The organism is Winslowiella sp. 2C04 (assembly GCF_050037805.1).
In the GTDB taxonomy this organism is placed as follows: domain Bacteria; phylum Pseudomonadota; class Gammaproteobacteria; order Enterobacterales; family Enterobacteriaceae; genus Erwinia; species Erwinia toletana_A.
This window is the reverse complement of the sequence record NZ_CP188300.1, coordinates 574,629-595,355: the sequence shown is the minus strand read 5'-3', so window position 1 is coordinate 595,355 and position 20,727 is coordinate 574,629. Positions and strand designations below refer to the sequence as shown.

The following is a 20,727-nucleotide window of genomic DNA, read 5'->3' as shown; positions in this document are numbered from 1 at the left end:
CAATCGCTCAGGCGTGATTCAGGCCAATAAAGTCGAGAATCTGCGGGAAATGGCGTTCGAATCCGATAAAGGCATGATTTCCGCCCTCTTCTACCGTCTGGCGGCAGGCACTGTAGTAGTCCAGAGCCTGACGGTAATCGAGCACTTCATCACCCGTTTGTTGCAGTAGCCAGATAAGATCGGGCGACTCCAGCGGGTCAATTTGCATGACTTTCAGATCGTGAATGTGGCAAGACTCTAACACATAATGTTGCCCGGTGTATGGGTTCTCGTTATGCCCAAGATAGTCAGCCAGCAGCTCAAAAGGCCGCACGGCGGGGTTTACCACTACCGCAGGTAACATAAAACATTGCGATAGCCAGGTGGCATAGTAGCCGCCTAATGAGGAGCCGACCACGCCCAACGGTTGACCGGCCCGCTCCATAACCAGACTTTCCAGCAGCGTAGCGGCGCTGTCGGGAAATGCCGGTAACTGCGGCACCAGCATCTCAATCTCCGGTGCATGTTCTGCCAGCCAGCGCTGAAACTGCGTCGCTTTTGCCGATTGCGGCGAACTGTTAAATCCGTGCAGATAGAGCAACGTCGCCATTGCTAATATCCTTCTGAGTCGAGGTCGGGATTAAAATACTGAGTTTGCAGGCGCTTTACCTGAGTTTCCAACCGACCATCAGCAAACAGATCTAACCAGCGCCAGCCCGGCGCAACGGAATCAATAGTGAAGTTAGTGCAGTGTGGCTTGAACTGGACGCAGGTCGATGGCGTCGCGAGTATCCGGCGTCCATTCCAGTTGAGATCCAGTTCCTGATGGATATGGCCACAGAGCAGCGTTTTCGCCAATGGATAGTGCTGCAAGACTGCATCCAGCGCGTGGGGATTGCGCAAGCTGTGTTGATCGAGCCAGTTACAACCCGATGGCAGCGGATGGTGGTGCAACAATACCAGCGTATGCCGGTGCGGGTGCTGTGCCAGTGTGTTCTCCAGCCACTCCACTTGATATTCACTCAGCATACCGTGCGGCACGCCAAACACCTGACTGTCGAGCAGCACTACCTGCCAGCTTTCGCCCAGCAGCACATGCTTGGCATCAGCGATATCCGCTTCAGCAAGCGTGCTAAACATCGCGGGCTGAAAATCATGATTACCCGGCAACCAGACGCAAGGAGCCGGCAGACGTGCAATACCCTCAGCAAAGTGCTGATAAGCCTCAGCTGTGTGATCCTGAGCCAGATCGCCAGTGGCGACGATCAGATCATAATGCCGCCCTTCCGCCTCGATAGCGTCCAGCACTGCATCATAACTTTCCCAGGTATTCACACCCAGCAGCGTCTCATTTTTACCTGCGAAAAGGTGGGTATCCGTTATTTGTAAAATCCTGATGTTGTCCCCACTCGACACAGGAAGTTTTAACAGGCTATCCAAAGAGTATCCTTAGTCTCCACGCCATTATCGTCTTCTGTCGCACGGTTAACAGGCTGGTACAGCCATCGCGCCATGCGCTAAACAGTAGCGCAACCAGTCAGCAAGAAACTGGTTAATCTGATGCTTTTCGTCACGTTGATGCAATTTTTTATTGGGATAATCATAGCGTGCTTTGAAGCGATAGATCTGCTGCGTTGAACACACTTCCGCAACCATAGCATCATGATAAAGTCTGACAGACATTGATGGCAGGCTCCAGTAACTCACGGCCGGCGCAGTTTGCTTGATTTCTACCAGCGTGGTGTAGCGGGTCGATTCCTGAATAGTGATGCTGTAACTGGCGCTGTTAACCTGATAAGTCACCGCTTCACCCGCCTCATCATTGCGAGGCAACAAGCGACGCAGCTGGGCGAAATTGGTTTCGCACAGGCGCATCATTTCGGGGAAATCAGGGGTATAGCGCTTAATCATTTGGCGTTCCACTCTTCGCGTAGTTTCTTATGGTACAGCTCCAGCCATTGCAGGGCGATGACAGAGGCCGCGTTGTCAATTCTCCCCTCTTCCACCCACCGATAAGCCTGTTCACGGCTTACTACATGGACGAGAATATCCTCATTCTCTTCCTCCAGACCATGGCATCCCTGTGCCAGGCTGGCATCCACTTCACCCACCATCACCGACGATCGTTCGCTGGTGCCCCCCGGGCTGGCAAGATAACTGATAATCGGTTTTATACGACCAACGGTTAATCCGGCTTCTTCAACCGCTTCACGGCGCGCCACATCTTCAACGCTTTCACCCGGCTCAATCATCCCGGCGACCATTTCCATCAGCCAGGGCGTCGGGCTGGTGTCGAAAGCCGCGATGCGGATCTGTTCAATCAGTACTACCTCATCGCGTAATGGGTCATAGGGTAGCAGCACCGCAGCGTGACCACGTTCAAAAATTTCCCGCACCACTTCATCGCTGACTCCGCCATTAAACAGGCGGTGGCGAAAGCGATAACGCTGGATGGAAAAAAAACCACGGTAAAGCGAGTCACGTGCAATAATTTCTACATCGTTTTTTGTGAAAGTCACAGGGTATTTTTTTTCACTGTCCATCGCTACACCTCCTGAACAAGCTGGGGACGAAATTGAGTATCTCAAATCTCAATCTCGGAGAAGTATGGTTCTTTCTGAAAGATTTACGTAAATTAAGGGAAGATGGCACGTTCAGCCAACTTATCCAGGCGGCAGATTCTGCTAGAATCGGCGATTATTTTTTTGGCTTATGTCAGCGCTACCATAGCAATATTGCTGCACAACAAGGAATGCAAATGAAGAAACTGCTCCCATTACTTATCGGCCTGAGCCTGGCGGGCTTCAGCGTCGCAAGTCAGGCAGAGAACCTGCTGCAAGTTTATCAGCAGGCGCGAATCACTAACCCTGACCTGCGCAGTTCTGCTGCCGACCGTGATGCTGCATTTGAAAAAATTAATGAAGCCCGCAGTCCGCTATTACCACAACTTGGTCTGGGCGCAGATTATACTTATAACAACGGTTATCGCGACAGCAGCGGCCTGCACTCCAATACCACCAGCGGCACATTACAATTAACGCAAACGCTGTTTGATATGTCTAAATGGCGCGCGCTGACGTTACAAGAAAAAAGTGCCGGCATTCAGGACGTTACTTATCAGACCGCACAGCAGTCGCTGATGCTGAATACCGCCACCGCCTATTTTAATGTTTTACGCGCCATTGACTCGCTTTCGTATATCGAAGCGCAGAAACAGTCGATTTATCGTCAGTTAGATCAGACCACTCAACGTTTTAACGTTGGCTTAGTGGCGATTACCGATGTGCAGAATGCGCGCGCGCAATATGACAGCGTGCTGGCGAGTGAAGTGTCCGCACGTAATGCGCTGGATAATACCGTTGAAATCCTGCGCCAGGTGACCGGCAACTACTATCCGTCACTGGCTTCACTGAATATCGACCGTTTCCAGACCGAAAAACCGCAGCCGGTAAATGCGCTGCTGAAGGAAGCGGAAAGCCGTAACCTGAGCCTGTTATCTGCGCGTCTGTCACAAGACCTGGCGCGTGAGCAGATTCGCTCGTCAGAAACCGGCCACATGCCAACTGTCGACCTGACTGCTTCTACCGGTATGTCGAACAGCAAATATGGCGGCAGCCGTGCCAATCAGTCCACTGGCTCCACTGATAGCATCACCGGCAGCAACCAGGTTGGCCTGAGCTTTACGCTTCCGCTGTACAGCGGCGGCGCGGTGACGTCCCAGGTGAAACAGGCGCAATACGCTTACGTCAGCGCCAGTGAGCAGCTGGAAAGCGCGCATCGCTCCACCGTACAAACCGTTCGCTCCTCATTTAACAACGTGAACGCGTCCATCAGCAGCATCAACGCCTACAAACAGGCAGTGGTTTCTGCGCAAAGCTCCCTGGATGCCATGGAAGCTGGTTATCAGGTGGGTACCCGCACTATCGTTGATGTGCTGGATGCAACGACCACATTGTACAATGCCAAGCAGCAGCTTTCTGATGCCCGTTATGACTATATGATTAACGAACTGAACATCAAATCTGCTCTGGGTACGCTGAACGAACAGGATCTGTCGGCACTGAACACCCGTTTAGGCAAGGATGTTTCCACTGCGCCTGACGCTGTTGCGCCAGTAGATCCGCAGCAGGATGCCGCTGCCAACAACACGAATCTGGATCAGGCTCCGGTACAAACGCAGGCCACACCTGCCGCTGCGCCGCGTCAATCAGCCAGTACTGGCCGTAACCCATTCAGTCAGTAAGTGATACCGGGGGCAGTCATCGCTGTCCCCCTTCACAATCAAACGTATAGCTAAGTAAAGATCCCCATTCCATCTGGCTTCACCGCTTCAAATTTCACCACTCTTCCCCTATTCTATGCACTACCTTTGGGCACAGGACAGATTGCTATGAAACGGACTAAACAAATTAAACATGCCTCCTTCCGTAAGAGTTGGAGCGCACGTCATTTAACGCCAGTTGCGCTGGCCGTTACTGCTGTATTTATGCTGGCTGGCTGTGAACAGTCAGATGAAACCGTCTCCATGTTCCAGAATGCAGATGATTGTGCAAAAGCCAACCCTGGCCAGAGCGCACAATGCACCACTGCTTATAATAACGCCTTGAAAGAAGCCGAAAAAACCGCGCCTAAATATGCGACTCGCGAAGACTGCGTGGCTGAGTTTGGTGAAAGCCAGTGCCAGCAGACTCCAGCGCAGGCCGGTGTAGGTACCACTAACAATGCTGAAGCTCAGCAAAGTGGCAGCTTCTGGATGCCGCTGATGGCGGGCTATATGATGGGCCGTATGATGAGCGGTGGCGCATCACAACCGTTGTTTACCTCACGCGCACCGAACAGCCCGGCTAACGGTAAGTTTGTTGATGCCAGCGGTCGTAATTATGGTAATGCCACTTCCGGCCGCACCATGACCGTACCGAAAACCGCACTGGCGCCAAAACCAGCAACCACCAGCACCGTGACGCGCGGCGGCTTTGGTGAGAGCGTGGCGAAGCAAAACAGCATGCAGCGTAACAGCGCCGCTTCTGGCACCAGTCGTTCTTACGGAGGCTAATCAGCCCGATGAAGCGCATTGCGATTACCGAACGACCTGACTGGCGCGAAAAAGCCACCGAATACGGCTTTCGCTTTCACACCATGCACGGCGAACCGTACTGGTGTGAAGATGCTTATTACCAGTTCACACTGCCGCAGATTGATTACCTGGAAGACACCACCCGCGAGCTGCACCAGATGTGCCTGCAGGTGGTAGAGAAAGTGGTCAACAGTGACGCGCTGATGACCAAATTTTGCATTCCCAAACACACCTGGGACTTTGTCCGTCAGTCGTGGAAAACCTCGCAGCCGTCGCTCTATTCGCGTCTGGATTTAGCATGGGATGGCGAGGGTGATGCCAAGCTGCTGGAAAACAACGCCGACACGCCAACCTCATTGTATGAAGCGGCATTTTTTCAGTGGATTTGGCTGGAAGATCAGCTGAATGCCGGCCAGCTGCCTGCCGGAACAGACCAGTTTAATAGTCTGCAGGAAAAACTGATCGAGCGGTTTACTGAGCTGCATCAACAACATGGATTTAGCTGGCTGCACTTCGCCTGCTGTCGCGATACCGATGAAGATCGTGGTACGGTGCAATATCTGCAAGACTGTGCCACCGAAGCGGGCTTACCCTCTGAGTTCCTGTATATGGATGAAATCGGCCTCGGCGAAAAAGGCCAGTTTACCGATATTCACGATCAGGTAATTGGTAATCTGTTCAAGCTCTACCCGTGGGAATTTATGCTGCGCGAGATGTTCTCCACCAAGCTGGAAGACGCTGGCGTCCGCTGGCTGGAACCGGCGTGGAAGAGCATTATTTCCAATAAAGCCTTGCTGCCGTTATTGTGGGAAATGTTCCCAAATCATCCTAACCTGCTGCCGGCTTACTTTGCCGAGGATGATGTGCCGCCAATGGATAAATACGTGGTGAAACCGCTGTTCTCACGTGAAGGTGCGAATATCCGCATCGTGGAAAACGGTGAGGAAATCGCGCGTGTTGACGGGCCATACGGTGAAGAAGGCATGATTGTTCAGCAATTTCATGAACTGCCTAAATTCGGCGACAGTTACACGCTGATCGGCAGCTGGCTGATTAACGATCAACCAGCCGGTATTGGCTTACGTGAAGATCGCGCCCTGATCACTCAGGATCTTTCGCGCTTTTATCCGCACGCCTTTATCGAATAAGTCCTGCCGATTGTCGGGGGCGGCTTCTCGCCGCCCATAACAATCTTCAGTAACTCAACCTACCTGCACCGAAAGCATACTCAATGATGCCATTTCAATTCCGTCAACCGGGATCGAAATCGCTTCATCTGACGCTCTGGCTCCCAGCACATACAGCAGCGGCAGATAGTGTTCAGGTGTCGGATTCGATAAGGCAGCACCTTCGTGACGCATAAAATTCACCAACGGATGTTCCTCATCCGGCCCCTGCCAGTCGAGATTATCGCGCACATACTGATTAAACGACTCAGCCCACGGATAAGCAGCTGCTTCACCCTGCCAGCGCGCCATCCGCAGGTTATGCACCACGTTGCCGCTGGCCACAATCATAATCCCCTGCTCGCGCAGAGCGGCCAGCTTACGTCCCAGTTCGAAATGATATGCCGCGGGTTTAGTGCCATCGACGCTTAACTGCACCACCGGAATATCCGCATCCGGGTACATTTTAATCAGCACGCCCCAGGAGCCATGATCGAGGCCCCACTCCTGATCGAGCTGCACCTCAACCGGCGACAACGCATCCGCAATCTGCTGCGCCAGTGCTGGCGAGCCAGCGGCGCGATAGTGAGTATCAAACAGTGCCTGCGGAAAGTTACCGAAATCATGGATGGTGCGGGGCTGCGCCATCGCCGTTACTGCGGTGCCGCGCGTATACCAGTGGGCAGAAACCGCAATAATCGCTTTCGGGCGCGGCAGGGTTTCACCCAGTTTACGCCAGCTTTCGGTATAGATATTGTCTTCCAGCACGTTCATTGGGCTGCCGTGACCCAGGAAAAGAGCCGGCATACGTATTTGACTCATTATTCATCACCGGAAAGAGTAGTATGGTTAATAGTGGTTACCTTACGCCGTTTACTGACCGGAAGAACTCGGATAACAGTGATGAAGATGGTCAATAAATTTGAATAGCCACTGAATGATGACGTGCAGAGAACTAATTTACGGAGAGTGAGATGTCAGTACCGTTGCTGTTGACGATTCTCGCGGGCGCTGCCACCTTTATCGGCGCTCTGTTGGGGGTTATTGGACAAAAACCGTCTAATCGTCTGTTAGCTTTCGCCCTCGGCTTTGCCGCTGGCATTATGTTATTGATTTCATTAATGGAAATGTTGCCCGCGGCGCTGCATACACCAGGTATGCCACCGATGCTGGGTTACGGCATGTTTATGCTCGGCCTGCTGGGTTATTTTGCGCTGGATCGTATGGTGCCGCATCAGCATCCGCAGGATATGAACCACAGCAGCGGGCAGCCGCAGAATCTGCGACGCACCGCGATTCTGCTGACGCTTGGCATCAGTTTGCACAACTTTCCTGAAGGTATTGCTACCTATGTTACTGCCAGCAGCGATCTTGAACTGGGGCTTGGCGTCGCGCTGGCGGTCGCTATCCACAATATTCCTGAGGGGCTGGCAGTTGCCGGACCGATGTATGCCGCCACCGGCTCAAAAAGAAAAGCTATATTTTGGGCCTGTGTTTCCGGTATGGCCGAGATTCTTGGCGGTCTGCTGGCATTTATGCTGCTCGGTCCAATGGTATCGCCGGTCATTATGGCCGCAGTGATGGCCGCAGTTGCCGGTATTATGGTGGCGCTGTCGGTAGATGAACTGATGCCGCTGGCGAAAGAGATCGATCCGCACAATAACCCCAGCTATGGCGTACTCTGTGGCATGACGGTGATGGGATTCAGTCTGGCGTTACTGCAAAGTACCGGAGCCGGTTGAGGTGGGGAGCCATTTTCGGCTCCCTCATGATGGCATGCAGAGTGCAAATCCTCTTTACGGGCGGCGAAAACGCCGCCTGGAGATTAACGGCTCTGGCGGTAAGCGATTAAATCATCAATCGTGACAACCGGCATATCATGCTGTTTAGCAAACACAATAACCTCAGGCGCATGCGCCATTGAACCGTCGTCGTTCGTCAGTTCGCACAGTACACCTGCAGGTTTGAACCCAGCCAGCGTCACCAGATCAATGGTAGCTTCAGTGTGGCCGCCGCGAGACAGCACGCCGCCCTGATGCGCACGCAACGGGAACACGTGTCCAGGACGATTCAGATCAGAGGGTTTTGCATCATCGGCAATCGCGGCCTTGATGGTGGTCAGCCGATCGGATGCCGAGACCCCGGTAGTGACGCCTTCAGCCGCTTCGATTGTCACGGTGAAGCCGGTGCCATAGGAGCTGGTGTTATTTTCCACCATCATCGGTAATTCAAGCTGCTGGCGGCGTTCTTCATTGATGCACAGGCAGACAATGCCGCTGCCGTGGCGAATGGTTAATGCCATTTGTTCCACCGTCATGGTCTCTGCCGCGAAGATCATATCACCTTCGTTTTCACGATTTTCATCGTCGAGTACCATTACGCCGCGACCTTCACGCAGCGCTGCAATTGCACGTTCTACACGCTGTTCCGGCGTGCCAAATTCAGAAAGTAGCGTCTGATTCATGGTAAATAAACCTTATAAAGTGTATGGGTTACCAGAATCAGGGCGATCTTGAGGAGTGTCATGCAGTGACAAAAAATAACGCGCGGCGAGCAAAAGCCCGACAAATATCGTTACTCTCTCCCATCCGGACTCTAACCGTCGGCCCCGGAATTACACCGGGTCTGCTGACCTTCGGGCCTGGCGACCAGAAGCGCTCGCGGGCTTTCAGCGTGAGCTGATTTACCGCCGGTGGGGAATTTCGCCCCGCCCTGAGAATAAGCGAACTCACTATAGCGCCAATAAAAAATCAGAGCAACGAACAAAAACAGCAAATTGTTATGCGCAGTGCTTCTTTAAGCCCCCGGCGGCCAGAAGTCTCACGGCGATGCAGTTTTAAGGTTTATCCTTTTGCCTTCTGGCATTACACTTACAAGATACTTGTTGCGACCAGGAAACCGCCATGATCGACCCGAAAAAAATTGAACAACTTGCTCGTCAGGTTCATGAATCTATGCCAAAGGGCATTCGTGAATTCGGCGACGACGTTGAGAAGAAGATCCGTCAGGTATTGCAGGCACAGCTGACGCGCATGGATCTGGTAAATCGTGAAGAGTTTGATGTTCAGACGCAGGTGTTACTGCGCACGCGTGAAAAGCTGTCCGCGCTGGAACAGCGTCTGGCTACGCTGGAAAGCCGCGCAACAGAAACGGCGCCGCAAGCCGTGATTAAGACTGAAGATCCGCAATAATCAGTCAAAATAGCGGGACAAGCCTGAGCCGTCCCGCTATTTAAGCATCAGCTTTTGGCTGAGCGGATGCTTTTAATGATATTGCTGGTAGAGATGCCGTCTTCAAAATTCAGCACCCGCACGTCGCCGCCGTTTGCCCACACTTCTTTGCTGCCGGCAATGTCTTCCGGCTTGTAATCTCCGCCTTTAACCAGCAGATCCGGTAGTACATCGGCAATTAAACGCTGTGGCGTGTCCTCTTCAAAAGCCACCACCCAATCTACCGCTTCCAGCGCACCCAGCACGATCATGCGATTAATCAGTGGATTAACCGGACGGCTTTCGCCCTTCAGACGCTTCGTCGATGCATCGCTGTTCACCGCCACAATCAGACGGTCGCCCAGCTTGCGCGCGTTCGCCAGATAAGAGACGTGACCAGCATGCAGAATGTCGAAACAGCCGTTGGTCATCACCACTTTCTCGCCGCGTTTCCGTGCCTGCTCCACCGCATGCTTCAGCTGGGCTTCATTCATAACGCCAAAGCCGGTTTCCGGGCGCGCATGAATGGCATTTTCCAGTTCAACCGTGCTGACGGTTGAGGTTCCCAGCTTGCCTACCACCACGCCCGCTGCGGCATTCGCCATAAAGCAAGCTTCTTCCAGCGAATCTCCGGCCGCCAGCGTTGCCGCCAGCACGCCAATCACCGTATCGCCCGCACCGGTAACATCAAACACTTCCTGCGCCTGAGTCGGCAGATGCAGCGGTTCTTTACCCGGTTGCAGCAGCGTCATACCATTTTCTGAACGCGTCACCAGCAGCGCCGACAGCTCAAAGTCAGCAATCAGCTTCATACCGCGTTCAACAATCTGCTCTTCGTTGTGGCACTTACCAACCACCGCTTCAAACTCGGAGAAGTTCGGCGTTAACAGTGTTGCACCGCGATAGCGGGCAAAATCAGTACCTTTTGGATCCACCAGCACCGGCACACCGGCATCGCGCGCCAGCTTAATCATCGCTTCGACGCTGGCCAGTGCACCTTTGGCATAATCAGAGAGCACCAGCGCACCAATAGACGGCAGAGCAGTCGAAATTCGATCGTGGATCGGCTGCGGATCGACACCTTCAAATCCCTCTTCGAAATCAAGACGGATCAGCTGTTGATTACGGGAAAGAATGCGTAACTTGGTGATGGTTGGATGAGTGGGCACCGCAACAAAATCACACTGAACGTTGACGCTACCGAGGGTAGCACTTAGCGCCTGTGCCGCATCATCAATGCCGGTTAACCCTACCAGCCGCGATTCGGCCCCCAATGAAGCAATATTCATTGCCACGTTAGCCGCGCCGCCGGGGCGATCTTCGACATTGTCCACTTTGACTACCGGCACCGGCGCTTCCGGTGAAATACGGCTGGTTGGGCCATACCAGTAGCGATCTAACATGACATCACCAACTACCAGCACGCCTGCGCGGTTAAAATCGGGCAGTGTTACTTTCATTCCTGACACTCCAGACTGCAGAAAAATATTGCGCGGGATAATAGCATAATTGCTAAAAACTCTGTCTATCCCGGCGGGATAGCAATCAGGCTTCCAGCCAGCGTTTCCAGCTGGCGGTTACGCCGTCTCGCGCCTCAATAAAGCTCTCATCATCTACATGCCCCGGCAACTCCTGCAATGCCAGGTGATGCAGCTCATCACGCAGGGTGACGTAGGCGTTGGTCAGCGCTTTGGCTTCGCCCTCATCCATCCGCTCATAATTTGCCATTAACTCGAGTATGCGCACGTTATCTGACCAGCGCGTCAGCTTCGGTTCTTGCGAAGCGTAACGTAGGACAAGATATTGCGTAATGAATTCAATGTCCGTGATGCCACCCGCATCCGCTTTGATGTCCCAGCGCCCTTTATGTTTGCTGCCAAGATGCGCACGCATTTTTTCCCGCATCTCGCGCACTTCAGTTTTCAACTGCTCAGCATCGCGCGGCAGACAGAGTATTCCGCGACGAATATCATCAAAACGTCGGCTGAGTGCCGCTTCACCATAAACGATACGCGCACGTACCAGCGCCTGATGCTCCCAGGTCCAGGCTTCATTGCGCTGATAGTCATCGAAAGCATCAAAGGTGCTGACCAGCATCCCGGCGGCACCTGAAGGACGCAGGCGGGCATCCACTTCGTACAGAATGCCCGACGAAGTGCGGGTACTGAACAGATGCATAATGCGTTGCGCCAGCCGCAGATAGAACTGGCGTCCGTCGATACTGCGCTCGCCGTCGGTTACAGAATCATTCGGGCAGTCGTGCAAAAACACCAGATCGAGATCGGAACTGTAGCCCAGCTCCCAACCGCCCAGCTTGCCATAACCGATGACCGCGAAACCGCGCTCGCCTTCACCGGTCAGATGTGACGGCTGACCATAGCGCTGCACCATCATATTCCACGCCTGCTGCACCACCGACTCGATAATCGCTTCTGCCAGCCAGGTTAAATGGTCGCTGACTTTCATCACCGGCAGCGTTTCAGCGATATCCGCCGCGGCAATACGCAGATGCTGCGCCTGTTTAAACTGGCGCAGTGCTTCCAGCTGCTGCTCTTCATCATCTTCCGGAATGCGCAGCAGATACTGACGCAGTTCGTCACGGTAGGCATCGGTGGCGGTCGGCTGATAAAGCGTGGCCGGATCAAGCAGTTCGTCGAGCAGCAATGGATGGCGCGACAGCTGGCTGGCCAGCATCGGTGACGCGGCACACAGGCGAATAAGATGACGTAATGCGCCATGAAATTCGGTCAACAGCTCAAGATAGGTACTGCGCGTAACCACGCCGAGCAGCAGCGGCGTCAGACGGCTAAGGGTAATTGCCGCATCATCACGCGGGCAGACCTCACTCAGTAATCGCGGCATTAGCTGATCGAGCGCCTGGCGGCCACGCGGTCCAATGGTACGCTTATCAACATCATGGCGAAAATCCGTCAGTTCCCGCAGCAGGCTGTGGCGACCAATGTCGTCCAGATGCGGCACCAGCGGAGCCAGTTCAATCTCTTCCAGCTTATCCTGCCACAGCACGCCGTAATCGGCCCCCTGCTGATTCTCATCAATTTCCGGCGCATCATCACCAATCAGCTCGTCGAAAATAGCCCGTACCGCCGCCATATGCTTATCAAGCCCGGCGTGCAGCGCCTGCCAGTCGGCGAAGCCCATCGCCCACGCCAGCCGCGCGCGGTTAAGCTCGTCAGCGGGCAAAGTTTGGGTCTGTTCATCATTAATGCTCTGCAACAGGTTTTCCAGCCGGCGTAAAAACAGGTAGCTGTCATGCAGCTGATCGATCTGCGATGCAGGCAACAAATTCAATGCGCCAATCGACTCGAGGGTTGGCAACAGTGAACGCAGTTGCAGCGAGCGCTCACGTCCACCGCGTATCAGCTGAAATACCTGCACGATAAATTCGGTTTCGCGAATCCCGCCGGCACCGAGCTTAATATTGTCAGTCAGGCCACGACGTCGCACTTCACGCGCAATCATGCCTTTCATATTGCGCAGTGACTGAATCACACTGAAATCGATATAGCGGCGGAAAACAAAGGGCCGCAGCATCTGGCGTAATTCCAGACTCCAGCGGTCATCTTTGTCACCCATCAGTCGCGCTTTCACCATCGCGTAGCGCTCCCAGTCACGCCCCTGCTCCTGGTAATAATCTTCCAGTGCGGCAAAACTCAACACCAGCGGCCCGCTGTCACCAAACGGACGCAGACGCATATCAACGCGATAGACAAAGCCATCCATCGTTGGCTGATCGAGCACTTTGATCAGCCGTTGCCCCAGCCGCGTGAAGAACTGCGCGTTATCCAGCTCGCGACGGCCACCGTGCGTAGCGCCATTTTCCGGATAAGAGAAAATCAGATCGATATCCGAGGAGAAATTCAGCTCACCGCCGCCGAGTTTACCCATGCCGAGAATCAGCAGCGGCTGCGCTTCGCCTGCGGCATTACAAGGCGTACCCAGATCCTTGCAGCACGCCTGATACAGCCAGTCGCGCGCGGTGACAATCAACGTCTCTGCCAGCACGCTCAGCTGCTGCAAGGATTGTTCCGTGCTGCTGGTTGCCAGCGTCTGCATCCAGGCAATACGCACCAGCATATGACGACGAAACAGCCGCAGCTCGCGCATCAGCGCATTCTCATCGGCCACTGTCGCCAGCTGATTGTCCAGCCACTGTTGATAATGCTGCCATTCATCAGGCTGTGGTGCCACCTGCACTATCTGCTGCCACCAGTGCGGATGCTGAGCAACGTTTTCACTGATGAAATCGCTGAACGCCAGCACTGCCTGCTGCTGTGCGCTGAACTCAGTTAACGGCAGACTTAACCGCTCAGTCGCTTTTGCGGCTTGCTCCAGCAACAGCGGCGGCAACGGTTGTGATAACGATGGCAACATAAACACTCCCTGATGACGATAGCGAAAAACGGGGATGTCGCCCCGTAGGGTTTACTCAATAATCAGGCTTCCGGGCGCTCTTTAACGCTGCCGTTCATCCAGAATGCCGGCTGCTTCACTGCCTGACGGCAATGTGCGTCCAGCCAGCTCTCCTGCTGATAACGAATCGCCTGTAACAGTTGATTCCAGCTGCCGGTCCAGGCTTCAACCGCCGCACTGTCGTAAGCACCTGCTAACAAATGTACCGCCAATAGCTGCCGCTCCAGTCGCGGCGCTTTATCCCGATACTCACCGTTGTGATGGATTGTGTCGAAACTCTCTTTCATCTCGGCAGCAAGACGACCCAACATAATGTCGGCGAAACGCTTAAACGAACCCTGTAGTTTGGCATCGGCTTTGGCATCAATAAACTGACGCCAGCGCTCGGTAGCCAGCCAGTTAGTAAGTGCCAACTGGGTATCCAGCCATAGCGCGCTAAAACAGAGGTTTTGCGCCTCAGGGCGCTTCTCTGCCAACGCCTCTTCCAGCGCGGTTAAGTTCTGGCGCAGCTCACTGCTCGCCTTGCGTGGAATCAATACGCCAAACAACGAGAACGCCTGACGCAGCGTTTCCAGCGCTTCCTGTACCGAAGCCCGCGCAGCTGGGTTGCCCCGCAGCCACAGCTCTTCGTGGTATTGCCACTGGCTCAGACCCAGCATAAATGCTGCACGCATCCCCTCTTCAACCGTGGCTTTACGCTTAACCTGCATCACCGGCAGCGGGCGCAGCGCCTGTTGCGCGCCTCCCTGAGCCAGCGCATAGCCACGCGCCGCTTTGCTCAGGCTACCGAGGCGTAAGCCGCTCATCTTGCCCAGCTCGGCTGCAAAGGCCAGCAGGTCATCACGCTCGCCGCTTTTCAGCTCCAGCTCCACTTCATACAGCGGTTCGCTAAGCTCTCCGGCCGCCACTTCGCCGCGGTCTAATGCCACTTCAATCTCGCTGCTCTTGTAGCTCACCAGCCACTTTTCACGTTGAAAATGGGTACTGAACAGCGCGCTAAGCTGCCGTTGTAACGCAGCCAAATCGCAGCCAGCAGGCCAGATATCTGCAGGCAGCAGAAAAATATCAAGTTCAGGCTGCTGCAAGTCGATGTTATATTCCGGACGCTGATGTAATCCGCCAATGGTTTGACCGGCGGTTTTTAACGTCATTTCATAGTGTTCACCGAAACCACGAATGCGCAGCCCCATATCCCAGCGCCGCAACTGATTATCAGCGGTTTCGAAGTAGATATTGGTCAGCGACTCCGCGGGGGTGTGCTGATGCGGCCATGCAGCGAGTTGCGCGGCGAGATTAGCTGCCGCTTCCGGCAGCACAATGAACTTTAATTCGATTTCGATGGTCATATTTTCTTATTCAGATACTCACTGGCACAGGCAGCTGAGATTAGGCAAAGGTCAAGAGTGAAGAGTAATGCAGAAAAAGCGCTGCTGTCTCGGCTTTCTTAATACTTTTACCCGCGCAACGACATGACTCTGAGACCAGGATAGTTCTCATTCAGATTTAAGCGGAGCCTCTCCAGACTGTGCCTTTACATTCCCGAACTTTTTGCAAAAACGACATCTAATGAAGAAATCACACTTAATTGGCCTGACTTTGCTGACTTTCAGCGTAACCCTTTCCGCCCACGCCGAAGAGAAACGATATATTTCCGATGAATTGTCGACCTGGGTACGTAGCGGCCCAAGCAATGATTATCGCCTGATTGGTACGGTAAACGCAGGTGAAGAAGTCACCCTGCTGCAAACCAATGATAACAGTAAATATGGGCAAATCCGTGATGCCAACGGGCGTACCACCTGGATTCCACTGGCGCAGCTGAGCGAACAGCCAAGTCTGCGTACCCGCGTGCCGGAATTAGAAAAACAGGTAAAAGATCTCACCGACAAGCTGGCGAATATTGATGGCAGCTGGAATCAGCGCACCGCCGATATGCAGAAGAAAGTGGCCGGTAGCGACAGCGTTATCAACGGGCTCAAAGACGAAAACCAGAAGTTGAAGAATGAGTTAGTGGTCGCGCAGAAGAAAGTTAATGCCGCCAATGTGCAGCTTGATGATAAACAGCGCACCATCATAATGCAGTGGTTTATGTATGGCGGTGGTGTAGCAGGCGTTGGCCTGCTGTTAGGTTTGCTGTTGCCACATATGATCCCGCGCCGTAAAAAAAGCGACCGCTGGATGAACTAATTTTTCCGCACGCCCATGCATTGATGCTGACGAGGTGGCTTTACGCCGCCCGTTTTTTCCTGCCCGCAATTTGCCCTCGTTTGTGCGACAATTACCCTGATTGCCTTTTAATACCCCGAATTTAGCAATGAATGTGCTCTGGAGATCTGTAGTGAAAACTTACCTTGTCGGTGGTGCTGTACGCGATGGTCTGCTTAAACTGCCGGTCAAAGATAAAGATTGGGTGGTGGTCGGCGCTACGCCGCAAACAATGCTCGAACAGGGCTATCAGCAGGTAGGCCGCGACTTTCCGGTGTTTTTACACCCAAAAAGCCGTGAAGAGTATGCGCTGGCGCGTACCGAAAGAAAGTCAGGCCAGGGTTACACCGGTTTTGTCACCGATTTCGCGGCGGACGTCACGCTTGAACAGGATTTAATGCGCCGCGATTTGACGATAAACGCCATTGCCCGAGATGAGCACGGCGAGTACATCGATCCTTACGGTGGCCGGGACGATATTGCAAAACGCCTGCTGCGCCATGTCTCCGCCGCATTTAATGAAGATCCCTTACGGGTATTGCGCGTGGCGCGCTTTGCCGCCCGCTTTGCCCATCTCGGCTTTCGCATTGCCGATGAAACCCAGCAGCTAATGCGTCAGATGGCAGAAAGCGGTGAGCTGGCACACTTAACCGCCGAACGGGTATGGAAAGAGACGGAAAATGCGCTGCAGTCGGCCAATCCTCAGGTCTATTTCCAGGTGCTGCGCGACTGTCATGCACTGGCGGTGCTGTTTCCGGAAATCGACAATCTGTACGGCATTCCGGCTCCGGCCAAATGGCATCCGGAAATCGATACCGGCATTCATACGCTAATGACGCTGGCGATGGCTGCGCAGCTCAGCCCGGAAACTGACGTGCGCTTCGCCACGCTGTGTCACGATCTTGGCAAAGCGCTAACGCCACCGGAGAAATGGCCGAGCCATCATGGCCACGGACTGGCCGGTGTGCCTCTGGTTGAAGGGCTTTGCCAGCGGCTGCGGGTACCCAATCATATTCGTGACCTTTCGATGCTGGTTGCCGAGGTTCATGATCTGGTGCATACCATCGAGAGACAGCAGCCCGAAACTTTAATTCAGCTGTTTGACCGGATTGATGCCTGGCGTAAACCGCAGCGTGTCGAACAAATTGCCTTAACCAGCGAGGCCGATGCACGCGGGCGTACCGGTTTTGAAAGTAATTCATATCCGCAGGGTGATTTTTTGCGCCAGGCATTTCAGGTGGCGTTAAGCGTATCAACTAAAGCGGTGGTGGAAGCCGGTTTTAAAGGGCCAGCGGTAAGAGAAGAGTTAACACGCAGAAGAGTTGCAGCGTTGGCGGCGTGGAAAGCGGCATAAAACAAGGGCCAGCATAGCTGGCCCTGTTATCAACTAGACAAACACCATGTAAACCGCCGCAGCGACGATAAAGCGATAGATAGCGAACGGCACAAACGAAATTCGTTTGATGATATGCAGGAAAGTTTTAATCGCCACCAGCGCGACGATGAAGGCAGTGACAAAGCCGACGGCAAACATCGGCAAGTCCGCCATGCTGAGGAAACCCATGCTCTTGTACAGATCCAGCCCGGTGGCGCCCATCATCATCGGAACCGCCAGAATAAACGAGAACTCTGACGCCGCATAACGGCTGACGCCCATCAGCATCCCGCCTGAAATAGTGGCACCTGAACGCGAGAAACCCGGCCACAGAGCCAGACACTGGAAGCAACCAATCACAAACGCCTGACGGTAAGTAATATCATCAATGCCTTCTGCTTTTGGCTTCTTCGGCTTCAGGAACTCGGCCGCCAGCAGCAGCACACCCCCGACCACCAGCGCATACATCACGTTGATAGGGTTAAACAGCGATTTAATTTGATCGTGTAACAGCAGGCCAATCACTACCGCGGGTGCCATTCCCAGCAAAATATGAATCAGCGTCAGATGGCCGGTTCCGGTCCCTTCATGTTTGACTTCGCCAAAGTGAATGCCAATCAGTCCAAACAGGCGACGCCAGAACATTACCACCACCGCCAGAATCGAACCCAGCTGGATAACCACTTCAAAGGTCTCAGCTTTCTGACCTTCGAACCCCAGCAGATGGCCGACAATAATCATATGACCGGTGGATGAGACGGGGAGAAACTCGGTAAGCCCCTCAACAATGCCCAGGATAACTGCCACCCAAAGCTGATGAATATCTGCCATCAATCGTCCTCTACCCTAAATATTTAAACCACGAAAAAGGCGGCCGCTGTAACAGATGACCGCCAGAAAAAGATGCCTGATACGTTTTCGACAGGCTTATGACATACGATAATGTGGTTTGGTTTCATTGTGATGGCAATCACAATGGTTTTATTTCGGATTAGTCCCGCGCTCAATAATGACGCCAACCTGCGCCGCCTGCGCGACCGCGCCCGGTTTGCTGACTTTAATCCGTACCCACGGCGAAGCGAAGCGCGCTAACAGCAGCGAGGCGACCTCTTCTGCCACCCGCTCAACCAATGCAAATTTACCTTCAGCGACGTGAGAAATGATCGCTTCAGACACATCGGCATAGCTCAGGCAGTCATTTACATCATCGCTGGCCGCGGCTTTGCGGTTGTCCCAAGCCATTTCGACATCGAACACTAATTTCTGTTGAATGGTCTGTTCCCAGTCATATACACCAATGGTAGTGATGACCGTTAGCTGTTCAATAAATACAATATCCATGATGTCTGTCTCTGTTTTTGCGTTAGCCGGATACCACTTCTGGCGGTTTATGCGTATTATCCACTGATGATGAGAAGAAAACGACCCTTACGGTACGGGACGGTGTTATGAGTGCTATCGCGCTTGGTATGATTATTTTCGCGTATCTGTGCGGCTCCATTTCCAGCGCGATTTTGGTTTGCCGTCTGGCAGGATTACCTGACCCTCGTCACAGTGGCTCCGGCAATCCTGGCGCCACAAACGTGTTACGCATCGGCGGTAAAGGTGCGGCGGCGGCGGTGCTGATATTTGACGTGCTGAAAGGCATGCTGCCGGTTTGGCTGGCTTATTTTCTTGGCGTCTCGCCGGTGTACCTCGGCCTGACGGCGATTGCTGCCTGCCTCGGCCATATCTATCCGGTGTTCTTCCATTTTAAAGGTGGTAAGGGTGTGGCGACCGCCTTTGGTGCCATCGCGCCAATCGGCTTTGATCTTACCGGCCTGATGGCCGGCACCTGGCTACTGACGGTGTTGCTCAGCGGCTACTCTTCGCTGGGAGCAATCGTCAGCGCGCTGATTGCACCCTTCTACGTCTGGTGGTTTAAACCGCAGTTCACGTTTCCGGTGGCAATGCTCTCCTGCCTGATTTTGTTACGTCATCACGACAATATTCAGCGCCTGTGGCGCGGGCAGGAAACCAGAATCTGGAAGAAAAAGAATAAAGACAAAAAATCCGCTTAACGCGGATTTTTTTTGACATCAGATTGCCGGTAGTTCAGCCAGCGGCCAGCGCGGGCGCACCGTTACGCTCAGCTCACCGTGCGTTCCGCCTTTCAGACGCACCATGCCGGCATAAGCAATCATCGCGCCGTTATCGGTACAGAACTCCGGGCGTGCATAAAATACTTCACCACCACGCGCCTGCATCATTTCTGCCAGTTTACTGCGCAGGGTGTGGTTGGCGCTGACGCCACCGGCAATCACCAGACGCTTAAATCCGGTGCTTTCCAGTGCGCGCTTGCACTTAATGGCCAGCGTATCGACCACCGCATCCTCGAAGGCACGCGCGATGTCCGCATGAGTCTGCGCATCGTTACTGTTTTCACGAATGGTATTGGCAGCAAAAGTTTTCAGCCCGGAAAAGCTGAAATCCATCCCCGGACGATCGGTCATTGGGCGCGGGAAAGTAAAACGCCCCGCTTCTCCCTGCTGTGCCATTTTCGACAGCATTGGCCCGCCAGGATAATCCAGCCCCAGTAACTTGGCCGTTTTATCAAAAGCTTCGCCAGCGGCATCGTCGATCGATTCGCCGAGCAAGGTATATTCACCAATGCCGGTAACACTAATCAGCTGGGTGTGACCACCCGACACCAGCAGTGCCACAAACGGAAAGTCCGGTGGATTGTCTTCCAGCATCGGTGCCAGCAGGTGGCCTTCCATATGGTGTACCGGCACCGCAGGCACGCCCCAGGCAAACGCCAGTGAACGGCCAATGGTGGCGCCGACCAGCAGCGCACCGACCAGGCCTGGGCCCGCGGTGTAAGCCACGCCGTCAATATCCTGCGCCGTCAGCCCGGCTTCTTTTAACGCCGCCTGAATCAGCGGCACGGTTTTACGCACGTGATCGCGTGACGCCAACTCAGGCACCACGCCGCCGTAATCCGCATGCAGTTTCACCTGACTGTACAGCTGGTTAGCCAGCAAACCGGTGGCATCATCATAAATCGCGATGCCGGTTTCATCGCAGGATGTTTCAATTCCCAGTACACGCATTAATTTTTTACCTCTTTCTCGCGGCGCGCAGTTTATCACAACCGCCGATTGCGCAGCGGCTATTTTGACGGCTAAGCGGTTACTCCATGAACAATAAGCAGAAAATTTTCCAACGTGGACAAGTTGATTGTTGTATAATCAGCCCCCTGAAAAAAACCGGCAGCCGCACAGGCGCTTCTGTTGGTTTCATTAGCTC

Annotated in this window: 20 protein-coding genes and 1 riboswitch; of the genes, 8 read left to right on the top strand and 12 right to left on the bottom strand. The window is 53.8% G+C overall.

Annotated features, from left to right (window positions below):
* Positions 1 to 7 precede the first annotated feature (7 nt).
* The 4 genes from yqiA to nudF are packed head-to-tail and all read right to left on the bottom strand — an operon-like array spanning position 8 to position 2,522.
* The gene (yqiA, locus tag ACP3TC_RS02675; protein ID WP_313853773.1) at positions 8 to 589 is read right to left on the bottom strand and encodes an esterase YqiA; all 582 of its coding nucleotides are present in this window, start codon (positions 587 to 589) and stop codon (positions 8 to 10) included.
* A gap of 2 nt (positions 590 to 591) precedes the next feature.
* On the bottom strand, positions 592 to 1,419 hold the full coding sequence (gene cpdA / locus ACP3TC_RS02670; protein ID WP_426817469.1) for a 3',5'-cyclic-AMP phosphodiesterase: 828 nt from the start codon (positions 1,417 to 1,419) through the stop codon (positions 592 to 594).
* 45 nt (positions 1,420 to 1,464) lie between these two features.
* Entirely contained in the window at positions 1,465 to 1,890 is a 426-nt protein-coding gene (locus ACP3TC_RS02665; RefSeq protein ID WP_313853777.1) for a DUF1249 family protein, read from the bottom strand.
* On the bottom strand, positions 1,887 to 2,522 hold the full coding sequence (gene nudF / locus ACP3TC_RS02660; protein ID WP_426817468.1) for an ADP-ribose diphosphatase: 636 nt from the start codon (positions 2,520 to 2,522) through the stop codon (positions 1,887 to 1,889). Before nudF ends, ACP3TC_RS02665 begins: the two co-directional genes overlap by 4 nt.
* A 215-nt stretch (positions 2,523 to 2,737) precedes the next feature.
* Between nudF and tolC the strand changes: the two genes are divergently transcribed.
* From tolC to ACP3TC_RS02645, 3 genes are all read left to right on the top strand, one after another.
* The gene (gene tolC, locus ACP3TC_RS02655) at positions 2,738 to 4,222 is read left to right on the top strand and encodes an outer membrane channel protein TolC (RefSeq protein ID WP_313853779.1); all 1,485 of its coding nucleotides are present in this window, start codon (positions 2,738 to 2,740) and stop codon (positions 4,220 to 4,222) included.
* Positions 4,223 to 4,369: 147 nt separating this feature from the next.
* Positions 4,370 to 5,032: a DUF1190 family protein gene (locus tag ACP3TC_RS02650; protein WP_313853781.1), complete on the top strand. Its 663-nt coding sequence runs from the start codon at positions 4,370 to 4,372 to the stop codon at positions 5,030 to 5,032.
* Between the two features lie 8 nt (positions 5,033 to 5,040).
* Positions 5,041 to 6,201: a glutathionylspermidine synthase family protein gene (locus tag ACP3TC_RS02645; RefSeq protein ID WP_426817467.1), complete on the top strand. Its 1,161-nt coding sequence runs from the start codon at positions 5,041 to 5,043 to the stop codon at positions 6,199 to 6,201.
* A 54-nt stretch (positions 6,202 to 6,255) separates the two neighbouring features.
* On the opposite strand, the gene ygiD is transcribed toward ACP3TC_RS02645, so the two are convergent.
* Positions 6,256 to 7,041 (bottom strand): 4,5-DOPA dioxygenase extradiol, encoded by a 786-nt coding sequence (gene ygiD, locus ACP3TC_RS02640; protein WP_426817466.1) that lies wholly within the window; start codon positions 7,039 to 7,041, stop codon positions 6,256 to 6,258.
* A 152-nt stretch (positions 7,042 to 7,193) separates the two neighbouring features.
* Between ygiD and zupT the strand changes: the two genes are divergently transcribed.
* Positions 7,194 to 7,961, top strand: a complete 768-nt coding sequence (gene zupT, locus ACP3TC_RS02635; protein ID WP_313853786.1) for a zinc transporter ZupT — start codon at positions 7,194 to 7,196, stop codon at positions 7,959 to 7,961.
* Between the two features lie 83 nt (positions 7,962 to 8,044).
* Here the strand turns inward: zupT and ribB are convergent, their stop codons facing one another.
* Positions 8,045 to 8,683 (bottom strand): 3,4-dihydroxy-2-butanone-4-phosphate synthase, encoded by a 639-nt coding sequence (gene ribB, locus ACP3TC_RS02630; RefSeq protein WP_313853787.1) that lies wholly within the window; start codon positions 8,681 to 8,683, stop codon positions 8,045 to 8,047.
* A gap of 108 nt (positions 8,684 to 8,791) precedes the next feature.
* A riboswitch (FMN riboswitch) is annotated at positions 8,792 to 8,943 on the bottom strand.
* 179 nt (positions 8,944 to 9,122) lie between these two features.
* Here ribB and ubiK point away from each other — a divergent pair.
* Positions 9,123 to 9,410, top strand: a complete 288-nt coding sequence (ubiK, locus tag ACP3TC_RS02625) for a ubiquinone biosynthesis accessory factor UbiK (protein ID WP_313853788.1) — start codon at positions 9,123 to 9,125, stop codon at positions 9,408 to 9,410.
* Between the two features lie 47 nt (positions 9,411 to 9,457).
* On the opposite strand, the gene hldE is transcribed toward ubiK, so the two are convergent.
* The 3 genes from hldE to ACP3TC_RS02610 form a co-directional block, all read right to left on the bottom strand.
* A complete protein-coding gene (gene hldE, locus ACP3TC_RS02620; protein WP_313853789.1) occupies positions 9,458 to 10,888 on the bottom strand; it encodes a bifunctional D-glycero-beta-D-manno-heptose-7-phosphate kinase/D-glycero-beta-D-manno-heptose 1-phosphate adenylyltransferase HldE in 1,431 nt (476 codons plus the stop codon).
* Between the two features lie 85 nt (positions 10,889 to 10,973).
* Positions 10,974 to 13,820 carry a bifunctional [glutamate--ammonia ligase]-adenylyl-L-tyrosine phosphorylase/[glutamate--ammonia-ligase] adenylyltransferase gene (gene glnE, locus ACP3TC_RS02615; protein WP_426817465.1) on the bottom strand — a complete coding sequence of 949 codons (2,847 nt, stop codon included), beginning with the start codon at positions 13,818 to 13,820 and terminating at the stop codon, positions 10,974 to 10,976.
* 62 nt (positions 13,821 to 13,882) lie between these two features.
* Complete coding sequence (locus ACP3TC_RS02610; protein ID WP_426817464.1) at positions 13,883 to 15,205, bottom strand: inorganic triphosphatase; 1,323 nt, start codon at positions 15,203 to 15,205, stop codon at positions 13,883 to 13,885.
* Between the two features lie 220 nt (positions 15,206 to 15,425).
* On the opposite strand from ACP3TC_RS02610, the gene ACP3TC_RS02605 reads away from it, so the two are divergent.
* Both ACP3TC_RS02605 and ACP3TC_RS02600 read left to right on the top strand, forming a co-directional pair.
* The gene (locus ACP3TC_RS02605) at positions 15,426 to 16,046 is read left to right on the top strand and encodes a TIGR04211 family SH3 domain-containing protein (RefSeq protein WP_313853792.1); all 621 of its coding nucleotides are present in this window, start codon (positions 15,426 to 15,428) and stop codon (positions 16,044 to 16,046) included.
* Between the two features lie 151 nt (positions 16,047 to 16,197).
* A complete protein-coding gene (locus ACP3TC_RS02600) occupies positions 16,198 to 17,418 on the top strand; it encodes a multifunctional CCA addition/repair protein (protein ID WP_426817463.1) in 1,221 nt (406 codons plus the stop codon).
* Positions 17,419 to 17,451: 33 nt separating this feature from the next.
* On the opposite strand, the gene bacA is transcribed toward ACP3TC_RS02600, so the two are convergent.
* Both bacA and folB read right to left on the bottom strand, forming a co-directional pair.
* Positions 17,452 to 18,270: an undecaprenyl-diphosphate phosphatase gene (gene bacA, locus ACP3TC_RS02595; protein WP_313853794.1), complete on the bottom strand. Its 819-nt coding sequence runs from the start codon at positions 18,268 to 18,270 to the stop codon at positions 17,452 to 17,454.
* Between the two features lie 150 nt (positions 18,271 to 18,420).
* On the bottom strand, positions 18,421 to 18,780 hold the full coding sequence (gene folB, locus ACP3TC_RS02590; protein WP_313853795.1) for a bifunctional dihydroneopterin aldolase/7,8-dihydroneopterin epimerase: 360 nt from the start codon (positions 18,778 to 18,780) through the stop codon (positions 18,421 to 18,423).
* Between the two features lie 107 nt (positions 18,781 to 18,887).
* Here folB and plsY point away from each other — a divergent pair, with 107 nt between their 5' ends.
* A complete protein-coding gene (gene plsY / locus ACP3TC_RS02585; protein ID WP_313853797.1) occupies positions 18,888 to 19,499 on the top strand; it encodes a glycerol-3-phosphate 1-O-acyltransferase PlsY in 612 nt (203 codons plus the stop codon).
* Positions 19,500 to 19,517: 18 nt separating this feature from the next.
* Here plsY and tsaD read toward each other — a convergent pair whose 3' ends face one another.
* Entirely contained in the window at positions 19,518 to 20,531 is a 1,014-nt protein-coding gene (gene tsaD / locus ACP3TC_RS02580; RefSeq protein WP_313853798.1) for a tRNA (adenosine(37)-N6)-threonylcarbamoyltransferase complex transferase subunit TsaD, read from the bottom strand.
* Positions 20,532 to 20,727 lie beyond the last annotated feature (196 nt).